Below are 17,615 nucleotides of genomic sequence, written 5' to 3'. Positions count from 1 at the left end.
GATTAAAATAATCTGTTATTGTAGATTGTGTATTACAAATATTAATTAATATTATACATATATTAATTAAACTTAGTTTACGGTTTTTTCATGAGTTGCGATTTCTTTAATCAAAATCTAGATTTTTTTCAAAATTTACAATTACATTTGGCTGATGCCCTGGCAAAAGAAGATGGTACTGCGGGGTTTGTAACAGATGAATGGTCTGGCAAATTGGGAAACGGGCGCAGTATGGTGCTCAAACAAGGAGCTGTGTTTGAACAGGCTGGCGTTAATTTTTCTCATGTTAAAGGTACCGCTATGCCGGCTTCAGCTGTGCGAAAACGCCAGTATCTGGCAGGAGCTCCTTATGAAGCAATGGGGGTGTCACTGGTGGTGCATCCGTGTAATCCATATGTACCTACCAGTCATGCGAATGTACGCTTATTCATTGCATATCCGGAACGCAGTAACCCAGTCTGGTGGTTTGGCGGCGGTTTTGATTTGACCCCTTTTTATCCATTTATTGAAGATATAGTGCATTGGCATAAGGTTGCTTATGATGCGTGTCTGCCTTTTGGTGAAACGGTATATTCAGAATTTAAAGAGTGGTGTGACCGTTATTTTTATCTGCCTCATCGGCAGGAACAGCGAGGCGTAGGAGGATTATTTTTTGATGATTTAAACCGCTGGGATTTTGCTCGTTGTTTTGCTTTTATACGAGCAATAAGTGCTGCTTATTTACAAGCTTATCTGCCTATTGTGGCGCGGCGCAAAAATATGGATTTTGGCGAGCGTGAACGTCAGTTTCAGTTATACAGGCGCGGACGTTATATTGAATTTAATTTATTGTGGGACAGAGGCACTCAGTTTGGTTTACATGCCGGCGGGCGAACAGAATCTATTTTGATGTCTATGCCGCCTTTAGCCCGCTTTGAATATCAGTATGAACCGGTACCTGGTTCTGCTGAAGCTGTTCTGGCCAGATATTTACAGGCGCGTGACTGGCTGGCAGAAGCAGAAAACTGTCTGGTTTGAGTAGTAAAATTATTATATATACTGTTTAACTTTGTTTTTTGTTCAATCCTTGCTGGCAGGATAGTGCTGTAAGCAGACACAGGCAAATTGGCATTATCATGTCGGGTGTAATATTGGTTATTTCCAATACAAATAATATGGCGGTAAGGGGCATTTTTTGCTGTACTGCCAGAAAAACGGTAGCTCCGGTCACAACTGCGGCGACTATGGGGACAGGTGGCAGCATGCTGTTCCATGCAGTGGCTGCCAGTAATGCAATCAGACCGCCAAGCATCATCGAAGGAGTAATAAATCCCCCGTATGCTCCGGCACGGGTGGCCAGTAGAAGCGCCAGCCATTTACCGATTAATAGTGCCAGAGCATAATGCCAGCTTATCTGGTCATTAAATAACAGTTCATTACCGGCTTTTCCGTTACCAAGTATCTCCGGCAGTTGCATGGACAAAACCCCGATGAGTATAAAGGCACCGATACTGATAAAGATCAGCTTGGGGCTGGTACGCACAGCCGGTTTGCAACAGGCGAGCTGGTATTGTAACAGCCATGAGAATGCAATAATCAGTGGCCCCAGTAACAACGACCAGATTAACAGCGGGCTGTTCAGGGTAATTGCCGGTAGCTGATAGGCTGGCTGGCTGCCCAGTCCGATCCGGCCTACCCATGCTGCGGTTGTACAGCAGATTAAAGCCGCAATAACAGTATTGCGCTGGAAACTGAATAATAAAGTTTCCAGTGCAAACAGAGCACCGGCCAGAGGTACATCAAAAACCGCGGACAGACCGGCGGCTGCACTACAGGCAAGCAGGATTTTTCTCTCTTCTGTACTGATGTTAAATCGCCGGCCGATAAAATCTGCAATGGCTGAACTGATTTCACGTGGCGCTGTCTCACGTCCGAGAGGTGAACCCATGCCTACTGTGAATATCTGTAACATACCATGAAAGAAAGTAGAAACTAACGGTATAGGAGTAGCACTGTTGCCAATTGCCTCTTTGATATCAACCAGTTTGGGAGCAAAACGGTGCAGCAGGTACCAGCCGGTGCCCGCTATTACGCCACATGCACTTAATGCAAGTAAACGATGTATAGCTGTGGTTTGTTCGACAATATTACGAAATGTGATGCCGTCTGTACGGACTATTCCGTACACTAACTGCTGAATAAAATGCAATAATCCGATAAGTGACATGCCTGCCACGCCGGCGATGGCACCACAAAATAGTAATAAGGCAATCAGTTTTGGATTTAATCTGAACATGGCATGATAAATTTGCGATAAATCAAAGGTACTTTTGCATTTTAAATAACGATATTGTAAACGACAGCACAGAATTTGCCGAATTTTGGCACGCGTCTGTGTTAAAATCAGAATATTTTGTCAGGAATTTAAAGGAAGTATTACGGTGATCAGTACCAATAAAATTACGATGCAGTTTGGCGCGAAGCCATTGTTTGAGAATGTATCGGTTAAGTTCGGTGGGGGCCATCGTTATGGGTTGATTGGTGCCAATGGCTCGGGTAAATCAACTTTTATGAAGATTCTCGGCGGTGATCTCGAACCTACTAGTGGTGAGGTGGCTATTGATCAGGGGCTGCGTCTGGGTAAGCTGAGACAGGATCAGTTTGCATATGAGGATATGCGCGTACTGGACGTGGTACTGATGGGGCACACAGAAATGTGGGCAGCCATGACAGAACGCGACGCCATTTATGCTAATCCGGATGCCACTGAAGATGATTATATGCGCGCAGCCGATCTGGAAACAAAATTTGCCGAGTATGACGGCTATACAGCTGAGGCACGGGCGGGAGAATTACTTGCCGGTGTCGGTATCGATGAACATCTGCATAATGCCAGCATGAGTGAAGTTGCACCGGGTTTTAAACTGCGTGTATTACTGGCACAGGCACTGTTTTCCAAACCGGATGTGCTGTTGCTGGATGAACCGACCAATAATCTGGATATTAATACTATTCGCTGGCTGGAAGGTGTGTTGAACAGCTATGAATCCACCATGATTATTATTTCGCACGACCGCCATTTTCTGAATGAAGTATGTACTTATATGGCCGATGTGGATTATGGTGGCATTACTCTGTATCCGGGCAATTACGATGATTATATGCTTGCCTCTGCACAGGCACGTGAACGTACTTTAAAAGATAATGCTAAAGCTAAGGAAAAGCTTCAGGAATTACAGGAGTTTGTGGCACGTTTTTCAGCCAATAAATCCAAGGCAAGACAGGCAACCAGCCGGGCGAAACTGGCTGATAAAATTAAGGCAGATATGGTGGAAGTGAAACCTTCCAGCCGTCAAAGCCCGTTTATTCGCTTTAATTTTGATGATAAGAAAAAGCTGCATCGGCAGGCGCTTGAAGTTGAGGATTTATCAAAACGTTTTGACCGGCAATTGTTTAAAAAGCTGAGTTTGATGCTTGATGCCGGTGAACGTCTGGCAATTATCGGTCCTAACGGTGCCGGTAAATCTACGCTGCTGAAATTACTGGCTGGTGCATATAATGAAGCATACAATGATGGCATTAAAGCAGATAGCGGTACTATAAAATGGGCAGAGAAAGCACAGGTTGGCTATTACCCGCAAGATCATGAAAATGATTTCGATGTATCTATGACTCTGACTGAATGGATGCGTCAGTGGGGCAAGGAAGGCGATGATGAGCAGGTGATTCGCGGTACTTTAGGCCGTCTGCTTTTTGGCAGTAATGAAGTCGGCAAGCAGGTACAAGTACTTTCCGGTGGTGAAAAAGGCCGTATGCTATATGGTAAACTGATTTTGCAGGAACCTAATGTGCTGGTAATGGATGAACCTACAAATCACATGGATATGGAAAGTATTGAGGCGCTGAATATGGCGCTGGAAAAATTCCCGGGTACTCTTGTGTTTGTTTCTCATGACCGCCAGTTTGTTTCCAGTCTGGCTACACAGATTATTGAGCTGGATGGTGAAGGTGGTTATGAATATTATCTGGGTGATTATGAAGGTTATCTGGCTAAAAAGGGTGTAGTTTAATATTTGTGAGCTGCCTGTGTTTACAGGCAGTTTTTTTATATGGGAGAAAAAATGAATACCGGCAAAAGTAACCCAGTTGAGCTGATTGATTGTAATGAAAAAGAACATGCGGCAGCCATTCTGGCGCTGTTTAACGATACTATCGCCACCTCAACTGCACTGTATGATTATGAGCCCCGTTCACTATCATTTATGCGTGGCTGGTTTGCAGCTAAACGTGAGCGCAATTTTCCGGTTATCGGTGCAGTAAATGGTCAGGGTGAACTGATGGCTTTTGCTTCATGGGGTGCATTCCGTGATTATCCTGCCAATAAATATACGGTGGAACACAGTGTATATGTGCGTAATGACTGTCGCCGGCAGGGACTGGCACGCAAACTGATGCAGGAACTGATTGTACGTGCACGTCAGGCTGATTTACATGTGTTAATGGGTGTGATTGATGCAGCCAATGACAGCAGTATTGCTCTGCATGAACAGCTTGGCTTCAAACATGTTAGCACATTGCCTCAGATTGGTTTTAAATTTGGTCACTGGCTGGATGCGGCACTTTATCAGTTAATTCTGGATACACCAGCTCAGCCTGTCGATGGTTAATAGTAACTCGGTTTTTTACAAAGCTCGCCATCAATACAAAATCATATCTTAGCCGGCTTTAAGCCACCAGTGCACAGTTACTAAACCCAGAATAGTCAGCAGTAAAGAACCGCCTGTATGCAGCAGTATATGTGTTACTGCCAGAGTATAACGTTGTGACAAAAGCATTTGCACGGCTTCGAGTGAGAAGGTGGAAAATGTAGTCAGCCCGCCGAGAAAACCAGTAATAACAAACAGACGCCATTCCGGAGCGATCTGGGTAAAGTGTATACACAATGCACTGAACAGACCAATCAGATAAGCACCGATCCAGTTTGCCAGCAGTGTGCCATAGGGCAAACCGGAATGAAGCGTATTCAGCGAGATTCCCAGAAGCCAGCGCATGATGGCACCCAGAGCTGCGCCGGCAGCAATGGCAAATAAAGATAAATACATAATCAATCCAATCATACAACGAATATACAATTAATAATTTTAAACTAAAGCCGGACATGCCATATTGCCTTCTGCTGCTGAAATGACTACGCTAGTGTTTTTAGACATGTAGAAAGTATCAATATGGATCTGACTGAAACCAAAATTTCCAGTGCAGCAGGCCAGCCGGGGCAGCTCGGTACTGGTCGATAACATCCGCTGGCAGTCCTACCTGTCGAGCATGACCAGCGCCGAGGCCGAGGAATGGGGTGTGGACGACGACCAGCGCCGGTTCTTCGTCCGCTTCGGTGTGAGCAAGGCCAACTATGGCGCACCGTTCGCTGATCGGTGGTTCAGGCGGCATGACGGCGGGGTGCTCAAGCCCGCCGTGCTGGAGAGGCAGCGCAAGAGCAAGGGGGTGCCCCGTGGTGAAGCCTAAGAACAAGCACAGCCTCAGCCACGTCCGGCACGACCCGGCGCACTGTCTGGCCCCCGGCCTGTTCCGTGCCCTCAAGCGGGGCGAGCGCAAGCGCAGCAAGCTGGACGTGACGTATGACTACGGCGACGGCAAGCGGATCGAGTTCAGCGGCCCGGAGCCGCTGGGCGCTGATGATCTGCGCATCCTGCAAGGGCTGGTGGCCATGGCTGGGCCTAATGGCCTAGTGCTTGGCCCGGAACCCAAGACCGAAGGCGGACGGCAGCTCCGGCTGTTCCTGGAACCCAAGTGGGAGGCCGTCACCGCTGATGCCATGGTGGTCAAAGGTAGCTATCGGGCGCTGGCAAAGGAAATCGGGGCAGAGGTCGATAGTGGTGGGGCGCTCAAGCACATACAGGACTGCATCGAGCGCCTTTGGAAGGTATCCATCATCGCCCAGAATGGCCGCAAGCGGCAGGGGTTTCGGCTGCTGTCGGAGTACGCCAGCGACGAGGCGGACGGGCGCCTGTACGTGGCCCTGAACCCCTTGATCGCGCAGGCCGTCATGGGTGGCGGCCAGCATGTGCGCATCAGCATGGACGAGGTGCGGGCGCTGGACAGCGAAACCGCCCGCCTGCTGCACCAGCGGCTGTGTGGCTGGATCGACCCCGGCAAAACCGGCAAGGCTTCCATAGATACCTTGTGCGGCTATGTCTGGCCGTCAGAGGCCAGTGGTTCGACCATGCGCAAGCGCCGCCAGCGGGTGCGCGAGGCGTTGCCGGAGCTGGTCGCGCTGGGCTGGACGGTAACCGAGTTCGCGGCGGGCAAGTACGACATCACCCGGCCCAAGGCGGCAGGCTGACCCCCCCCCACTCTATTGTAAACAAGACATTTTTATCTTTTATATTCAATGGCTTATTTTCCTGCTAATTGGTAATACCATGAAAAATACCATGCTCAGAAAAGGCTTAACAATATTTTGAAAAATTGCCTACTGAGCGCTGCCGCACAGCTCCATAGGCCGCTTTCCTGGCTTTGCTTCCAGATGTATGCTATTCTGCTCCTGCAGCTAATGGATCACCGCAAACAGGTTACTCGCCTGGGGATTCCCTTTCGACCCGAGCATCCGTATGAGACTCATGCTCGATTATTATTATTATAGAAGCCCCCATGAATAAATCGCTCATCATTTTCGGCATCGTCAACATAACCTCGGACAGTTTCTCCGATGGAGGCCGGTATCTGGCGCCAGACGCAGCCATTGCGCAGGCGCGTAAGCTGATGGCCGAGGGGGCAGATGTGATCGACCTCGGTCCGGCATCCAGCAATCCCGACGCCGCGCCTGTTTCGTCCGACACAGAAATCGCGCGTATCGCGCCGGTGCTGGACGCGCTCAAGGCAGATGGCATTCCCGTCTCGCTCGACAGTTATCAACCCGCGACGCAAGCCTATGCCTTGTCGCGTGGTGTGGCCTATCTCAATGATATTCGCGGTTTTCCAGACGCTGCGTTCTATCCGCAATTGGCGAAATCATCTGCCAAACTCGTCGTTATGCATTCGGTGCAAGACGGGCAGGCAGATCGGCGCGAGGCACCCGCTGGCGACATCATGGATCACATTGCGGCGTTCTTTGACGCGCGCATCGCGGCGCTGACGGGTGCCGGTATCAAACGCAACCGCCTTGTCCTTGATCCCGGCATGGGGTTTTTTCTGGGGGCTGCTCCCGAAACCTCGCTCTCGGTGCTGGCGCGGTTCGATGAATTGCGGCTGCGCTTCGATTTGCCGGTGCTTCTGTCTGTTTCGCGCAAATCCTTTCTGCGCGCGCTCACAGGCCGTGGTCCGGGGGATGTCGGGGCCGCGACACTCGCTGCAGAGCTTGCCGCCGCCGCAGGTGGAGCTGACTTCATCCGCACACACGAGCCGCGCCCCTTGCGCGACGGGCTGGCGGTATTGGCGGCGCTGAAAGAAACCGCAAGAATTCGTTAACTGCACATTCGGGATATTTCTCTATATTCGCGCTTCATCAGAAAACTGAAGGAACCTCCATTGAATCGAACTAATATTTTTTTTGGTGAATCGCATTCTGACTGGTTGCCTGTCAGAGGCGGAGAATCTGGTGATTTTGTTTTTCGACGTGGTGACGGGCATGCCTTCGCGAAAATCGCACCTGCTTCCCGCCGCGGTGAGCTCGCTGGAGAGCGTGACCGCCTCATTTGGCTCAAAGGTCGAGGTGTGGCTTGCCCCGAGGTCATCAACTGGCAGGAGGAACAGGAGGGTGCATGCTTGGTGATAACGGCAATTCCGGGAGTACCGGCGGCTGATCTGTCTGGAGCGGATTTGCTCAAAGCGTGGCCGTCAATGGGGCAGCAACTTGGCGCTGTTCACAGCCTATCGGTTGATCAATGTCCGTTTGAGCGCAGGCTGTCGCGAATGTTCGGACGCGCCGTTGATGTGGTGTCCCGCAATGCCGTCAATCCCGACTTCTTACCGGACGAGGACAAGAGTACGCCGCAGCTCGATCTTTTGGCTCGTGTCGAACGAGAGCTACCGGTGCGGCTCGACCAAGAGCGCACCGATATGGTTGTTTGCCATGGTGATCCCTGCATGCCGAACTTCATGGTGGACCCTAAAACTCTTCAATGCACGGGTCTGATCGACCTTGGGCGGCTCGGAACAGCAGATCGCTATGCCGATTTGGCACTCATGATTGCTAACGCCGAAGAGAACTGGGCAGCGCCAGATGAAGCAGAGCGCGCCTTCGCTGTCCTATTCAATGTATTGGGGATCGAAGCCCCCGACCGCGAACGCCTTGCCTTCTATCTGCGATTGGACCCTCTGACTTGGGGTTGATGTTCATGCCGCCTGTTTTTCCTGCTCATTGGCACGTTTCGCAACCTGTTCTCATTGCGGACACCTTTTCCAGCCTCGTTTGGAAAGTTTCATTGCCAGACGGGACTCCTGCAATCGTCAAGGGATTGAAACCTATAGAAGACATTGCTGATGAACTGCGCGGGGCCGACTATCTGGTATGGCGCAATGGGAGGGGAGCAGTCCGGTTGCTCGGTCGTGAGAACAATCTGATGTTGCTCGAATATGCCGGGGAGCGAATGCTCTCTCACATCGTTGCCGAGCACGGCGACTACCAGGCGACCGAAATTGCAGCGGAACTAATGGCGAAGCTGTATGCCGCATCTGAGGAACCCCTGCCTTCTGCCCTTCTCCCGATCCGGGATCGCTTTGCAGCTTTGTTTCAGCGGGCGCGCGATGATCAAAACGCAGGTTGTCAAACTGACTACGTCCACGCGGCGATTATAGCCGATCAAATGATGAGCAATGCCTCGGAACTGCGTGGGCTACATGGCGATCTGCATCATGAAAACATCATGTTCTCCAGTCGCGGCTGGCTGGTGATAGATCCCGTCGGTCTGGTCGGTGAAGTGGGCTTTGGCGCCGCCAATATGTTCTACGATCCGGCTGACAGAGACGACCTTTGTCTCGATCCTAGACGCATTGCACAGATGGCGGACGCATTCTCTCGTGCGCTGGACGTCGATCCGCGTCGCCTGCTCGACCAGGCGTACGCTTATGGGTGCCTTTCCGCAGCTTGGAACGCGGATGGAGAAGAGGAGCAACGCGATCTAGCTATCGCGGCCGCGATCAAGCAGGTGCGACAGACGTCATACTAGATATCAAGCGACTTCTCCTATCCCCTGGGAACACATCAATCTCACCGGAGAATATCGCTGGCCAAAGCCTTAGCGTAGGATTCCGCCCCTTCCCGCAAACGACCCCAAACAGGAAACGCAGCTGAAACGGGAAGCTCAACACCCACTGACGCATGGGTTGTTCAGGCAGTACTTCATCAACCAGCAAGGCGGCACTTTCGGCCATCCGCCGCGCCCCACAGCTCGGGCAGAAACCGCGACGCTTACAGCTGAAAGAAGTTTATCGCGGTTCCTTTTTAAATGTTTCAGAGGACACTGTTCGTTTACCCAATGGCAACCAGGCACAGCGGGTAGTTGTACAGCATCCGGGTGCTGCGGCTGTACTTGCGGTTACGGCTGAGCAAAAAGTGGTATTGGTACGACAGTGGCGCTATCCGGTAGGTGAGGCTTTACTGGAAATCCCGGCAGGTAAGCTGGACGGAAAAAATGAAGATCCTGCGCATGCTGCTTTGCGCGAGCTGGCTGAAGAAACCCCTTATACTGCTGCTGAAGTAAAACTGATACATACTTTTTATACTGTTCCCGGTTTCGGTGATGAAAAAATGTATCTTTATCTGGCTGAAAATGTGCAACCAAATAGTGCTCTGGCGGCGGATGAAGATGAAATTATTGAACCAGTGTTGCTCAATCGTGAGCAAGTGCGTTCGGCACTGGCAAATAATCAGATTCATGATGGAAAAACGCTGATTGCTTTGCAGTACTGGTTGTTATATTGTTAATAAATTTATATTTGTCATGAAAATAATCCCGTTACCCGCTCTTTCTGATAACTATATCTGGCTGTTGCAGCAAGAAAATCAGGCTATAGTAATTGACCCGGGCGAAGCACCTGTTGTCATAAATTATCTGACTGAACACAACCTGACCCTGGATGCTATCTGGCTTACTCATTCTCATTATGACCATATTGATGGGGTGGCGGAATTAAAAAAACATTATTCGCAATGCCAGATTACCGGTTGCATTGATTGGCATATTGTGAATATACCCGTAACTGAAGGCAGTAAATTTCAGGTATTCGGTCAGCATGTAACAGTTTGGCATATTCCCGGGCATACTACAGATCATTTGGCTTATTTAGTATGCGATTCTGCCGGTCGTTACAGAGTATTTTGTGGTGATACGCTGTTCAGTGCAGGCTGCGGACGAGTGAATGGGACTATGGCACAATTGTTCAGCAGTTTGCAGCGTTTAAACAGTCTGCCGCCTGATACCTTGTTTTATCCGGCACATGAATATACCGCAGCAAATTTGAAATTTGCACAAGCCGTTGAACCGAATAATTCTGCAATCAGAAAAGCATTAGTACAGGCAGATAAATTACCTACCTTACCGGTAAGTCTGGCACATGAACGCACAATCAATCCTTTTTTGCGTACCAGTCAGCCGGAAGTGATGGCCACATTACGCCAAAAAGGCCTCTCAGAGCATCAGCTTGCCCAACCATTGGCAGTGTTTACTTATTTAAGGGAGTGGAAAAATCATTTTTAAAATTAATCACAATGTGACTTTCTGCATGCTATGATTATTTCAACATAATAACGAAGGAATAAATGAGTTGAAACTGAGCTAAAGGATGGCGACTGATAACCTCAGCCGGCATATGCAGCTTTCAATTTATCTGAATATGAAAAAATCATCATATTGTATGGACTGGACTAAGTTGCTCAGTACCCAGCGCTTTAAGCCGGAAAATGGTTGTATTGTGCCTACAGTGACCGCTTCAAGTGAAGAGGGGGCAGATGCACTGCGTACTGATTTTCATATTGATTATGATCGTGTGGTTTTTTCCAGTGGTTTTCGCCGTCTCGCCCGTAAAACGCAGGTTCATCCGTTTGCCTTACATGACCATACGCATAATCGTCTGACTCATAGTGTTGAAGTTGCCAGTGTCGGGCGCAGTCTTGGAAATCGGGTCGGTGTAATGCTGAATGCCGGCCATTTCCTGCCATCTGGCAGCCATGCTGCTGATATCGGGGCGATTGTACAGGTTGCCTGTCTGGCTCATGATTTCGGTAATCCGCCATTTGGTCATACAGGTGAAGATGCATTGCGTGAATGGTTCCGTGATCCGCAGCATGCTCATTATTTACAGGAATTGAGCAATACAGAACGCAATGATATCGAAACTTATGAAGGAAATGCACATAGCTTGCGTCTGGTAGCCAGTCTGGAAATGTATCAGAATGATGGCGGAATGCGTCTGACTGCTGCTGTTATCGGTGCTTTAATTAAGTATCCGTGGACCAGTTCTGCGCCGCATAGGCGGAATAAATTCAATATTTATCAGACTGAGCTGCCCTTTATGCGTTGTATTGCAGAACAGCTGGGGTTACCGCAAACCGGTGAAAATCAGTGGATGCGCCATCCGCTTTCATATTTAATGGAAGCTGCTGATGATATTTGTTATGCCTTGCTGGATTTGGAAGATGCTGTCGAAATGGGATTATTACAGGTGGTAGACGTAGAGCAAATTCTATCCAGGCTGACAAATAAAGAATATTTCTGGCAGTCTTATAGCAGTCAGGAGCGTTGTGCCCGATTGCGCGGAATTGCTATCGGAAGAGCAGTAGACGATATTGCACATACTTTTATTAAGCATCATCGGGATTTATTGAACGGTTCATTTCGAGGTAAGGATTTGCTTGCTCTGGCTAGTCCGGATGTTAGTGAAGCTCTGAACGCTGCAAAAGAGCTGGCTCGCACACGTATATTCCGCCATCAAAGTAAGCTCATTACTGAAATTGCTACTTTCCCTTGTCTGGGTTCGATACTGGGTTTGCTTGTACCTGCGGTGCATGCCTTTATTAAAACCGATCAGCTTAGTAAAAGGCAAGAGCTGGCATTGTCATTATTAAAAGAACAAAAACTGGATAAAAAGGATGGTTTATATCTGGGATATATGAAAGTTCTGGATTTTGTAGGTGGTATGACTGACAATACTGCGGCAAAGCTGGCGCGTGAAGTATCCGGAATCGGAATGCTGTAGAATTTTTGCTTATATGGTTTCAAAATAAATATATAAAAATCAATATATTTATCTATTTGTTTTCATTTTTATCTATTTTTGGCTTGCCAAAAGACCATTTATTGCGTATTATCGCGCTTCTTGATTTTCGGTGACTCTTAAACGAGTTCGAAAGCAGTGCACCCGTAGCTCAGTTGGATAGAGTATCTGGCTACGAACCAGAGGGTCGGGCGTTCGAATCGCTCCGGGTGCACCATCAAGCAATGCGCCCATCGTCTAGCGGTTAGGACATCGCCCTTTCACGGCGGTAACCGGGGTTCGATTCCCCGTGGGCGTGCCAGATTTTAAAACCTGTTTGATTTTTCAAACAGGTTTTTTTATTTTAGCTTAAAATATTGCTGGTTTAATTGTTTAGTCCTGAGAATATAGCTGCTGAATTTTGTCATTAAATTTTTCAGGTTTCACTAGAGCTGTTAATACAGATAAATATTTTATACGCCCAAATAAGCAGACCGTTGAGATAGCCACCGTTGCAAGTGTTTATTGACTACTTCAGGTTGCTGGCTAATCAGAACAGGCGCTAAATCACGTGCTTTTTCCAGTATGGGCAGATCTTCTTCCAGATTGGCAAAACGCAGCATCGGCACACCACTCTGGCGTGCTCCCAGAAACTCTCCCGGTCCGCGAATATTCAAATCTTGTCGGGCAATTTCAAAGCCGTCGGTATTTTCATAAATTACTTTCAAACGTGCTTTGGCAACATCACTAAGAGGTTCACTAAATAACAATACACAGCGGCTGGCTGCTGCTCCACGTCCCACCCGACCGCGAAGCTGATGCAATTGTGCCAGTCCCATACGTTCAGCATGTTCTATTACCATCAGACTGGCATTGGGTACATCTACACCAACTTCAATCACTGTTGTAGCTACCAGTACCTGAATACTGCCTTCAACAAATGCTGTCATAACAGCTGCTTTTTCTGCCGGCTTGAGCCGTCCATGTATTAAGCCTATATTCAGTTCCGGTAACGCCGTCTGTAATTGAGCAACTGTATCTACGGCAGTTTGCAATTGCAGTACTTCAGATTCTTCAATTAACGGGCAGACCCAGTATACCTGCCGGCCTTGTGCACAGGTATGCTTTACCAGTTTTTCAACTTCCTGACGGCGGGCCGTGTTTACCAGATGGGTTATAACAGGTGTTCGTCCGGGAGGCAGTTCATCAATGACAGAAACATCCAGATCGGCAAAAAAACTCATTGCCAGTGTGCGTGGTATTGGTGTGGCGGACATCATCAGCTGATGTACATCTTCACCTTTATTTTTTAATGCCAGACGCTGGGCAACACCGAATCTGTGTTGTTCATCAACAATAATCAGACCCAGATTATGAAAAGTAACATCATCCTGAAATAGAGCATGCGTACCTATTGCCAGCTGGGCAATACCATCTGCCAGTTCTTTCCTTGCTTCATCACGGGCTTTTTTGCGCATACTGCCTGAAAGTCTGGCAATCCGGATTCCTAAAGGTGAAAACCATTGTGTAAATTTCAGATAATGTTGTTCAGCCAGAATTTCTGTGGGTGCCATAACCGCTACCTGAAAACCGGCTTCTATTGCAATTGCAGCTGCCAGAGCACAAACAATGGTTTTACCGCTGCCCACATCTCCTTGTAGTAAACGGTGCATAGGGTGTGTCTGGGCTAAATCATCAGTGATTTCAGCAAGAGCACGCTGCTGAGCTTCTGTTAAGGTAAAACTCAGATTAGCTAGTAAGTGTTCACTAATATGGCCGTTACCAGTTAAAGCTTTTGCATGCCCGTTTAAGCGTTGCTGGCGTGCCAGCCTCATGGATAGCTGTTGAGCCAGCAATTCATCAAATTTCAGTCTTTGCCATGCCGGTAAAGTACCTTCATGTAAATCACGCGCAGTGTACTCTGGTGGCGGAGAGTGCAGAAAAATCAGGCTTTCCAGCAGGGGAGGTAATTGTAACTGCTGTAATAATTCAGCCGGCAGTGTATCATCTGCCGGCAAGTGCTTAAGTGCAGCCTGAATCAGCCGGCGAAGGGCAGGCTGGTTTAGTCCGTTAACGGTGGGATAAACAGGAGTGAGGTTTTCTGCCAGTCCTTTATCAATATCAGTGCGAATTTTTGGGTGCACCATCTCATCGCCAAAAAAACCATGTCTGATTTCACCCAGAGCCCGAATCACATTACCTTCTGCCAGTTGTTTTTGCTGATTAGGATAAAAATGCAAAAATCGCAGGTACAAGACATGTCCGGATACGTCCTGAACTTGTACTACCAGCTGTTTACGCGGACGGAATTGTATTTGCTGATGAATAACAGTCGCTTCAATCTGTACCGGCACCCCGTTCTGTGCATCAGCAATCGGCGTAATATGTGTCTCATCTTCATAGCGTAACGGTAAGTGTAAAGCCAAATCCCAAATATTAGTAATATTGAGTTTGGTCAGTTTGGCAAGCGTATTGGCACTTACTGGAAAGGGAAAATCAGCAGCAGACATAGTGACAAACAGTAAAAGCATATTACAACATGGTTACGATAGCATGTTTGCACATATAGCGCTAATCTGACCACTTTAATCATATTTAAAGAATTGATCAGAATATCAAATTAATACACTGTGTATTTTGATTAAAAAATAAACCCGTTTCGCTATCCAGACAGCGAAACGGGTACTTTGACAGAATGAATTAATCTTGTCGCTCTACCTGTGTTACATCACGTACAGCACCGGTATCAGCACTCGTAGTCATGGCTGCATAGGCACGTAAAGCAACAGAGACATGACGCTGGCGTTTAACAGGTTTCCATGCACGGGCACCACGACTTTCCATTTCTGTGCGGCGTTGTACCAACTCTGCATCAGATACAGCCAGATGTATCCGGCGTTCAGGAATATCAATTTCGATAATATCTCCTTCCTGTACCAGCCCGATATTGCCGCCTTCAGCAGCTTCAGGAGAGGCGTGACCAATCGAAAGACCCGAGGTGCCCCCGGAAAAACGACCGTCTGTAAGCAGAGCACATGCTTTACCCAAACCTTTAGATTTCAGATAACTGGTCGGATAAAGCATTTCCTGCATTCCTGGGCCACCTTTGGGACCCTCATAACGGATAATAACCACATCACCAGCTACTATTTGATTACCCAGAATGGCTTCAACAGCTTCATCCTGACTTTCAAACACCCGGGCACGACCGGTAAATTTAAGGATGCTATCATCTACACCAGCCGTTTTAACAACACAGCCGCGTTCAGCGAGATTACCGAATAACACAGCCAGACCGCCATCCTGAGAATAAGCATGCTGTTTATCACGGATACAGCCATTTTCACGATCCAAATCCAAAGAAGGCCACATCGCGTTTTGTGAGAAAGCCTTTGTTGAACGGATTCCGCCCGGTGCAGCCCGATACCGTTGTATTGCCTCAGTATTGTTCTGATTGCTTACATCCCAGTGCTTAATCGCATCTGCCAGTGTAGGCATATGTACAGTATGTACACTGGTATCTAGTAAACCGGCATGATTAAGCTGGGATAAAATGGCCATAACACCACCGGCACGATGCACATCTTCCATGTGATATTTCTGTGTAGCCGGAGCCACTTTACACAGGCAGGGTACATGGCGGCTTAACTGATCAATATCAGCCATTTTAAAATTAACACCGGCCTCGGTCGCAGCTGCCAGCAAGTGTAATACCGTATTGGTAGAACCACCCATAGCAATATCCAGACTCATAGCATTATTAAAAGCTGCCTTAGTTGCAATACTGCGCGGAAGCACACTGGAGTCATCCTGTTCATAATAGCGTTTGGCTAATTCAACAATACGCCGGCCTGCTTCAAGAAAAAGTTCTTTACGTAATGCATGAGTAGCGAGTAAAGAACCATTACCTGGTAAGGATAAACCCAGAGCTTCAGTCAGACAGTTCATTGAATTAGCTGTAAACATACCAGAGCATGAACCGCAGGTAGGGCAGGCACTACGCTCCACTTGTGCAACCGTTTCATCGCTGATTTTATCGTTACCAGCCTCAATCATTGCATCAATCAGATCCAGCTTGCGGATTTGTTGCTCACCATTGGTGGCTGCAATTGTTTTACCGGCCTCCATTGGACCACCGGAGACAAAAATAGTCGGAATGTTCAGGCGCATGGATGCCATAAGCATTCCTGGAGTAATTTTGTCACAGTTGGAAATACACACTAGTGCATCAGCACAATGTGCGTTGACCATATATTCCACACTATCCGCAATCAGGTCGCGTGAAGGCAGACTATAAAGCATTCCTTCATGCCCCATAGCGATGCCATCATCAACCGCGATGGTATTAAACTCCTTGGCAATACCGCCAGAACATTCGATTTCACGTGCTACCAGCTGACCTATATTATGCAAATGCACATGTCCGGGAACAAACTGAGTAAAAGAATTGGCTATAGCAATAATCGGTTTACCAAAATCACTATCAGCGACACCTGTTGCACGCCAGAGTGCGCGTGCACCGGCCATATTGCGCCCATGTGTAGATGTTTGTGAACGGTATTGTGGCATTATGCATTCCCTTGTATTGGTTTTTTATCTGTAAATGTAAAACAACTGCCAGCATGGTACGCAGACAGTTGATGTTTGTAAACTTAGAACTGAGTTGATTATATAATTTTAACAAGTTAATTTCAGACTACACAGAAATTAATATTGCTGAAACGACATATCAGTATGTAATATTCTTAAGTATATAAAATTATTTTTTTATGACAATTGTTTTGGCCAAATAATCTTGGAGAGTACGACGATTGGCCTCTGTTCTGAACAGCATAAAAAAACAAATAAATGTAATTAAATAGTTAAATATTTTCTCAGTAGATTCAGGATTAAGGTTAAAAATTTCAATCAATAAGTATGAAAAAATAATGATAATTGTTTGAAACAAAATTTCACGAATTAATACAGTACCGACAAATCCCGGATTGCGTCCGTCAAGGTTAATAACTTTAATTTTCATAATGCGCTTACCAAATGACTGACCAGTTTTACTCATCATAATCCATTGTGCTGTGATAAATGGTATTGAAGGTATTAAAATACATATGATCAAAGCTAGGTAATCTAGGTAATTTATTTGCATAGATACTGACTGGGAACCCTCATGAAATACATATAGCAGTGCAGCCAAAAATATACATAGAGAATATAAAACAGCGTTAATTATATACGCAGCGCTGATGAATCCCCTAATGATTTTGGTAAAAATCATTAAGTTAAGGTGGATACACATCTTGTCATATGATCAAATGGTTTCGCGAAAAATCAATAATCAGACAACAAGATGTGCGAACTCGATATTTTACACGACTCTCTTTACCAATTCTGCCCCGAATTACACTTAAAACGACTCAACAGCTTAACGTTGG

The 17,615-nt window shown here is 47.2% G+C and carries 15 protein-coding genes, 2 tRNA genes and 2 pseudogenes; 13 read left to right on the top strand and 6 right to left on the bottom strand.

What is annotated here, in order from left to right; translation table 11 throughout:
- Positions 1 to 90 precede the first annotated feature (90 nt).
- Positions 91 to 1,017, top strand: coding sequence for an oxygen-dependent coproporphyrinogen oxidase (hemF, locus tag H3T84_RS05025; protein WP_198218424.1), 927 nt, complete (start codon positions 91 to 93; stop codon positions 1,015 to 1,017).
- A gap of 25 nt (positions 1,018 to 1,042) precedes the next feature.
- Here hemF and H3T84_RS05020 read toward each other — a convergent pair whose 3' ends face one another.
- Complete coding sequence (locus H3T84_RS05020; protein ID WP_198218423.1) at positions 1,043 to 2,275, bottom strand: chloride channel protein; 1,233 nt, start codon at positions 2,273 to 2,275, stop codon at positions 1,043 to 1,045.
- A gap of 145 nt (positions 2,276 to 2,420) precedes the next feature.
- Between H3T84_RS05020 and H3T84_RS05015 the strand changes: the two genes are divergently transcribed.
- Positions 2,421 to 4,049, top strand: a complete 1,629-nt coding sequence (locus tag H3T84_RS05015; protein WP_198218422.1) for an ABC-F family ATPase — start codon at positions 2,421 to 2,423, stop codon at positions 4,047 to 4,049.
- A gap of 51 nt (positions 4,050 to 4,100) precedes the next feature.
- Positions 4,101 to 4,646, top strand: a complete 546-nt coding sequence (locus tag H3T84_RS05010; protein ID WP_198218421.1) for a GNAT family N-acetyltransferase — start codon at positions 4,101 to 4,103, stop codon at positions 4,644 to 4,646.
- Positions 4,647 to 4,694: 48 nt separating this feature from the next.
- Here H3T84_RS05010 and crcB read toward each other — a convergent pair whose 3' ends face one another.
- Positions 4,695 to 5,081 carry a fluoride efflux transporter CrcB gene (crcB, locus tag H3T84_RS05005; protein ID WP_037392000.1) on the bottom strand — a complete coding sequence of 129 codons (387 nt, stop codon included), beginning with the start codon at positions 5,079 to 5,081 and terminating at the stop codon, positions 4,695 to 4,697.
- A 154-nt stretch (positions 5,082 to 5,235) separates the two neighbouring features.
- On the opposite strand from crcB, the pseudogene H3T84_RS05000 reads away from it, so the two are divergent.
- The 5 genes and pseudogenes from H3T84_RS05000 to H3T84_RS04980 all read left to right on the top strand — a co-directional run.
- Positions 5,236 to 5,499 (top strand): annotated as a pseudogene (locus tag H3T84_RS05000) (hypothetical protein); the annotation flags it as partial.
- Positions 5,486 to 6,337 carry a replication protein C, IncQ-type gene (repC, locus tag H3T84_RS04995; RefSeq protein ID WP_000240536.1) on the top strand — a complete coding sequence of 284 codons (852 nt, stop codon included), beginning with the start codon at positions 5,486 to 5,488 and terminating at the stop codon, positions 6,335 to 6,337. The pseudogene H3T84_RS05000 and the gene repC, both read left to right, overlap by 14 nt.
- A 308-nt stretch (positions 6,338 to 6,645) precedes the next feature.
- Complete coding sequence (sul2, locus tag H3T84_RS04990; RefSeq protein ID WP_001043260.1) at positions 6,646 to 7,461, top strand: sulfonamide-resistant dihydropteroate synthase Sul2; 816 nt, start codon at positions 6,646 to 6,648, stop codon at positions 7,459 to 7,461.
- A 60-nt stretch (positions 7,462 to 7,521) separates the two neighbouring features.
- Positions 7,522 to 8,325 (top strand): aminoglycoside O-phosphotransferase APH(3'')-Ib, encoded by an 804-nt coding sequence (gene aph(3'')-Ib, locus H3T84_RS04985; protein ID WP_001082319.1) that lies wholly within the window; start codon positions 7,522 to 7,524, stop codon positions 8,323 to 8,325.
- Positions 8,325 to 9,161, top strand: a complete 837-nt coding sequence (locus tag H3T84_RS04980) for an aminoglycoside O-phosphotransferase APH(6)-Id (protein WP_000480968.1) — start codon at positions 8,325 to 8,327, stop codon at positions 9,159 to 9,161. Before aph(3'')-Ib ends, H3T84_RS04980 begins: the two co-directional genes overlap by 1 nt.
- Before the next feature lie 106 nt (positions 9,162 to 9,267).
- Here the strand turns inward: H3T84_RS04980 and H3T84_RS12115 are convergent.
- Positions 9,268 to 9,417 (bottom strand): annotated as a pseudogene (locus H3T84_RS12115) (transposase zinc-binding domain-containing protein); the annotation flags it as partial.
- Between H3T84_RS12115 and H3T84_RS04975 the strand changes: the two are divergent.
- The 5 genes from H3T84_RS04975 (at position 9,365) to H3T84_RS04955 (ending at position 12,508) form a co-directional block, all read left to right on the top strand.
- Positions 9,365 to 9,919 carry an NUDIX hydrolase gene (locus H3T84_RS04975; protein ID WP_370524049.1) on the top strand — a complete coding sequence of 185 codons (555 nt, stop codon included), beginning with the start codon at positions 9,365 to 9,367 and terminating at the stop codon, positions 9,917 to 9,919. The pseudogene H3T84_RS12115 and the gene H3T84_RS04975 overlap by 53 nt on opposite strands.
- A 16-nt stretch (positions 9,920 to 9,935) precedes the next feature.
- Positions 9,936 to 10,691, top strand: a complete 756-nt coding sequence (gloB, locus tag H3T84_RS04970) for a hydroxyacylglutathione hydrolase (RefSeq protein ID WP_198206660.1) — start codon at positions 9,936 to 9,938, stop codon at positions 10,689 to 10,691.
- A 157-nt stretch (positions 10,692 to 10,848) separates the two neighbouring features.
- On the top strand, positions 10,849 to 12,189 hold the full coding sequence (locus H3T84_RS04965; RefSeq protein WP_198218602.1) for a deoxyguanosinetriphosphate triphosphohydrolase: 1,341 nt from the start codon (positions 10,849 to 10,851) through the stop codon (positions 12,187 to 12,189).
- 158 nt (positions 12,190 to 12,347) lie between these two features.
- Positions 12,348 to 12,424: transfer RNA gene (locus H3T84_RS04960), tRNA-Arg, on the top strand.
- A 9-nt stretch (positions 12,425 to 12,433) separates the two neighbouring features.
- Positions 12,434 to 12,508: transfer RNA gene (locus H3T84_RS04955), tRNA-Glu, on the top strand.
- A gap of 151 nt (positions 12,509 to 12,659) precedes the next feature.
- Here H3T84_RS04955 and recG read toward each other — a convergent pair.
- The 3 genes from recG to H3T84_RS04940 form a co-directional block, all read right to left on the bottom strand.
- The gene (recG, locus tag H3T84_RS04950; protein ID WP_198218601.1) at positions 12,660 to 14,696 is read right to left on the bottom strand and encodes an ATP-dependent DNA helicase RecG; all 2,037 of its coding nucleotides are present in this window, start codon (positions 14,694 to 14,696) and stop codon (positions 12,660 to 12,662) included.
- A gap of 190 nt (positions 14,697 to 14,886) precedes the next feature.
- Positions 14,887 to 16,755 (bottom strand): dihydroxy-acid dehydratase, encoded by a 1,869-nt coding sequence (gene ilvD, locus H3T84_RS04945; RefSeq protein ID WP_198218419.1) that lies wholly within the window; start codon positions 16,753 to 16,755, stop codon positions 14,887 to 14,889.
- A gap of 190 nt (positions 16,756 to 16,945) precedes the next feature.
- On the bottom strand, positions 16,946 to 17,458 hold the full coding sequence (locus tag H3T84_RS04940; RefSeq protein WP_198218418.1) for an RDD family protein: 513 nt from the start codon (positions 17,456 to 17,458) through the stop codon (positions 16,946 to 16,948).
- Positions 17,459 to 17,615: the final 157 nt, after the last annotated feature.

This window comes from Snodgrassella sp. M0110, from assembly GCF_016101465.1.
Lineage (GTDB): Bacteria > Pseudomonadota > Gammaproteobacteria > Burkholderiales > Neisseriaceae > Snodgrassella > Snodgrassella alvi.
The sequence above is the reverse complement of the archived record's forward strand: the minus strand, read 5'-3'. Positions and strand labels throughout refer to the sequence as shown.

What these genes read in the sequence shown, in the direction of transcription:
- H3T84_RS04980 (WP_000480968.1), top strand. Translation starts at nt 8,325, where the DNA reads ATGTTCATGCCGCCTGTTTTTCCTGCTCATTGGCACGTTTCGCAACCT.
- H3T84_RS05020 (WP_198218423.1), bottom strand. Translation starts at nt 2,275, where the DNA reads ATGTTCAGATTAAATCCAAAACTGATTGCCTTATTACTATTTTGTGGT.
- ilvD (WP_198218419.1), bottom strand. Translation starts at nt 16,755, where the DNA reads ATGCCACAATACCGTTCACAAACATCTACACATGGGCGCAATATGGCC.
- H3T84_RS04940 (WP_198218418.1), bottom strand. Translation starts at nt 17,458, where the DNA reads ATGATTTTTACCAAAATCATTAGGGGATTCATCAGCGCTGCGTATATA.
- gloB (WP_198206660.1), top strand. Translation starts at nt 9,936, where the DNA reads ATGAAAATAATCCCGTTACCCGCTCTTTCTGATAACTATATCTGGCTG.
- hemF (WP_198218424.1), top strand. Translation starts at nt 91, where the DNA reads ATGAGTTGCGATTTCTTTAATCAAAATCTAGATTTTTTTCAAAATTTA.
- crcB (WP_037392000.1), bottom strand. Translation starts at nt 5,081, where the DNA reads ATGTATTTATCTTTATTTGCCATTGCTGCCGGCGCAGCTCTGGGTGCC.
- H3T84_RS05010 (WP_198218421.1), top strand. Translation starts at nt 4,101, where the DNA reads ATGAATACCGGCAAAAGTAACCCAGTTGAGCTGATTGATTGTAATGAA.
- H3T84_RS04965 (WP_198218602.1), top strand. Translation starts at nt 10,849, where the DNA reads ATGGACTGGACTAAGTTGCTCAGTACCCAGCGCTTTAAGCCGGAAAAT.
- sul2 (WP_001043260.1), top strand. Translation starts at nt 6,646, where the DNA reads ATGAATAAATCGCTCATCATTTTCGGCATCGTCAACATAACCTCGGAC.
- recG (WP_198218601.1), bottom strand. Translation starts at nt 14,696, where the DNA reads ATGTCTGCTGCTGATTTTCCCTTTCCAGTAAGTGCCAATACGCTTGCC.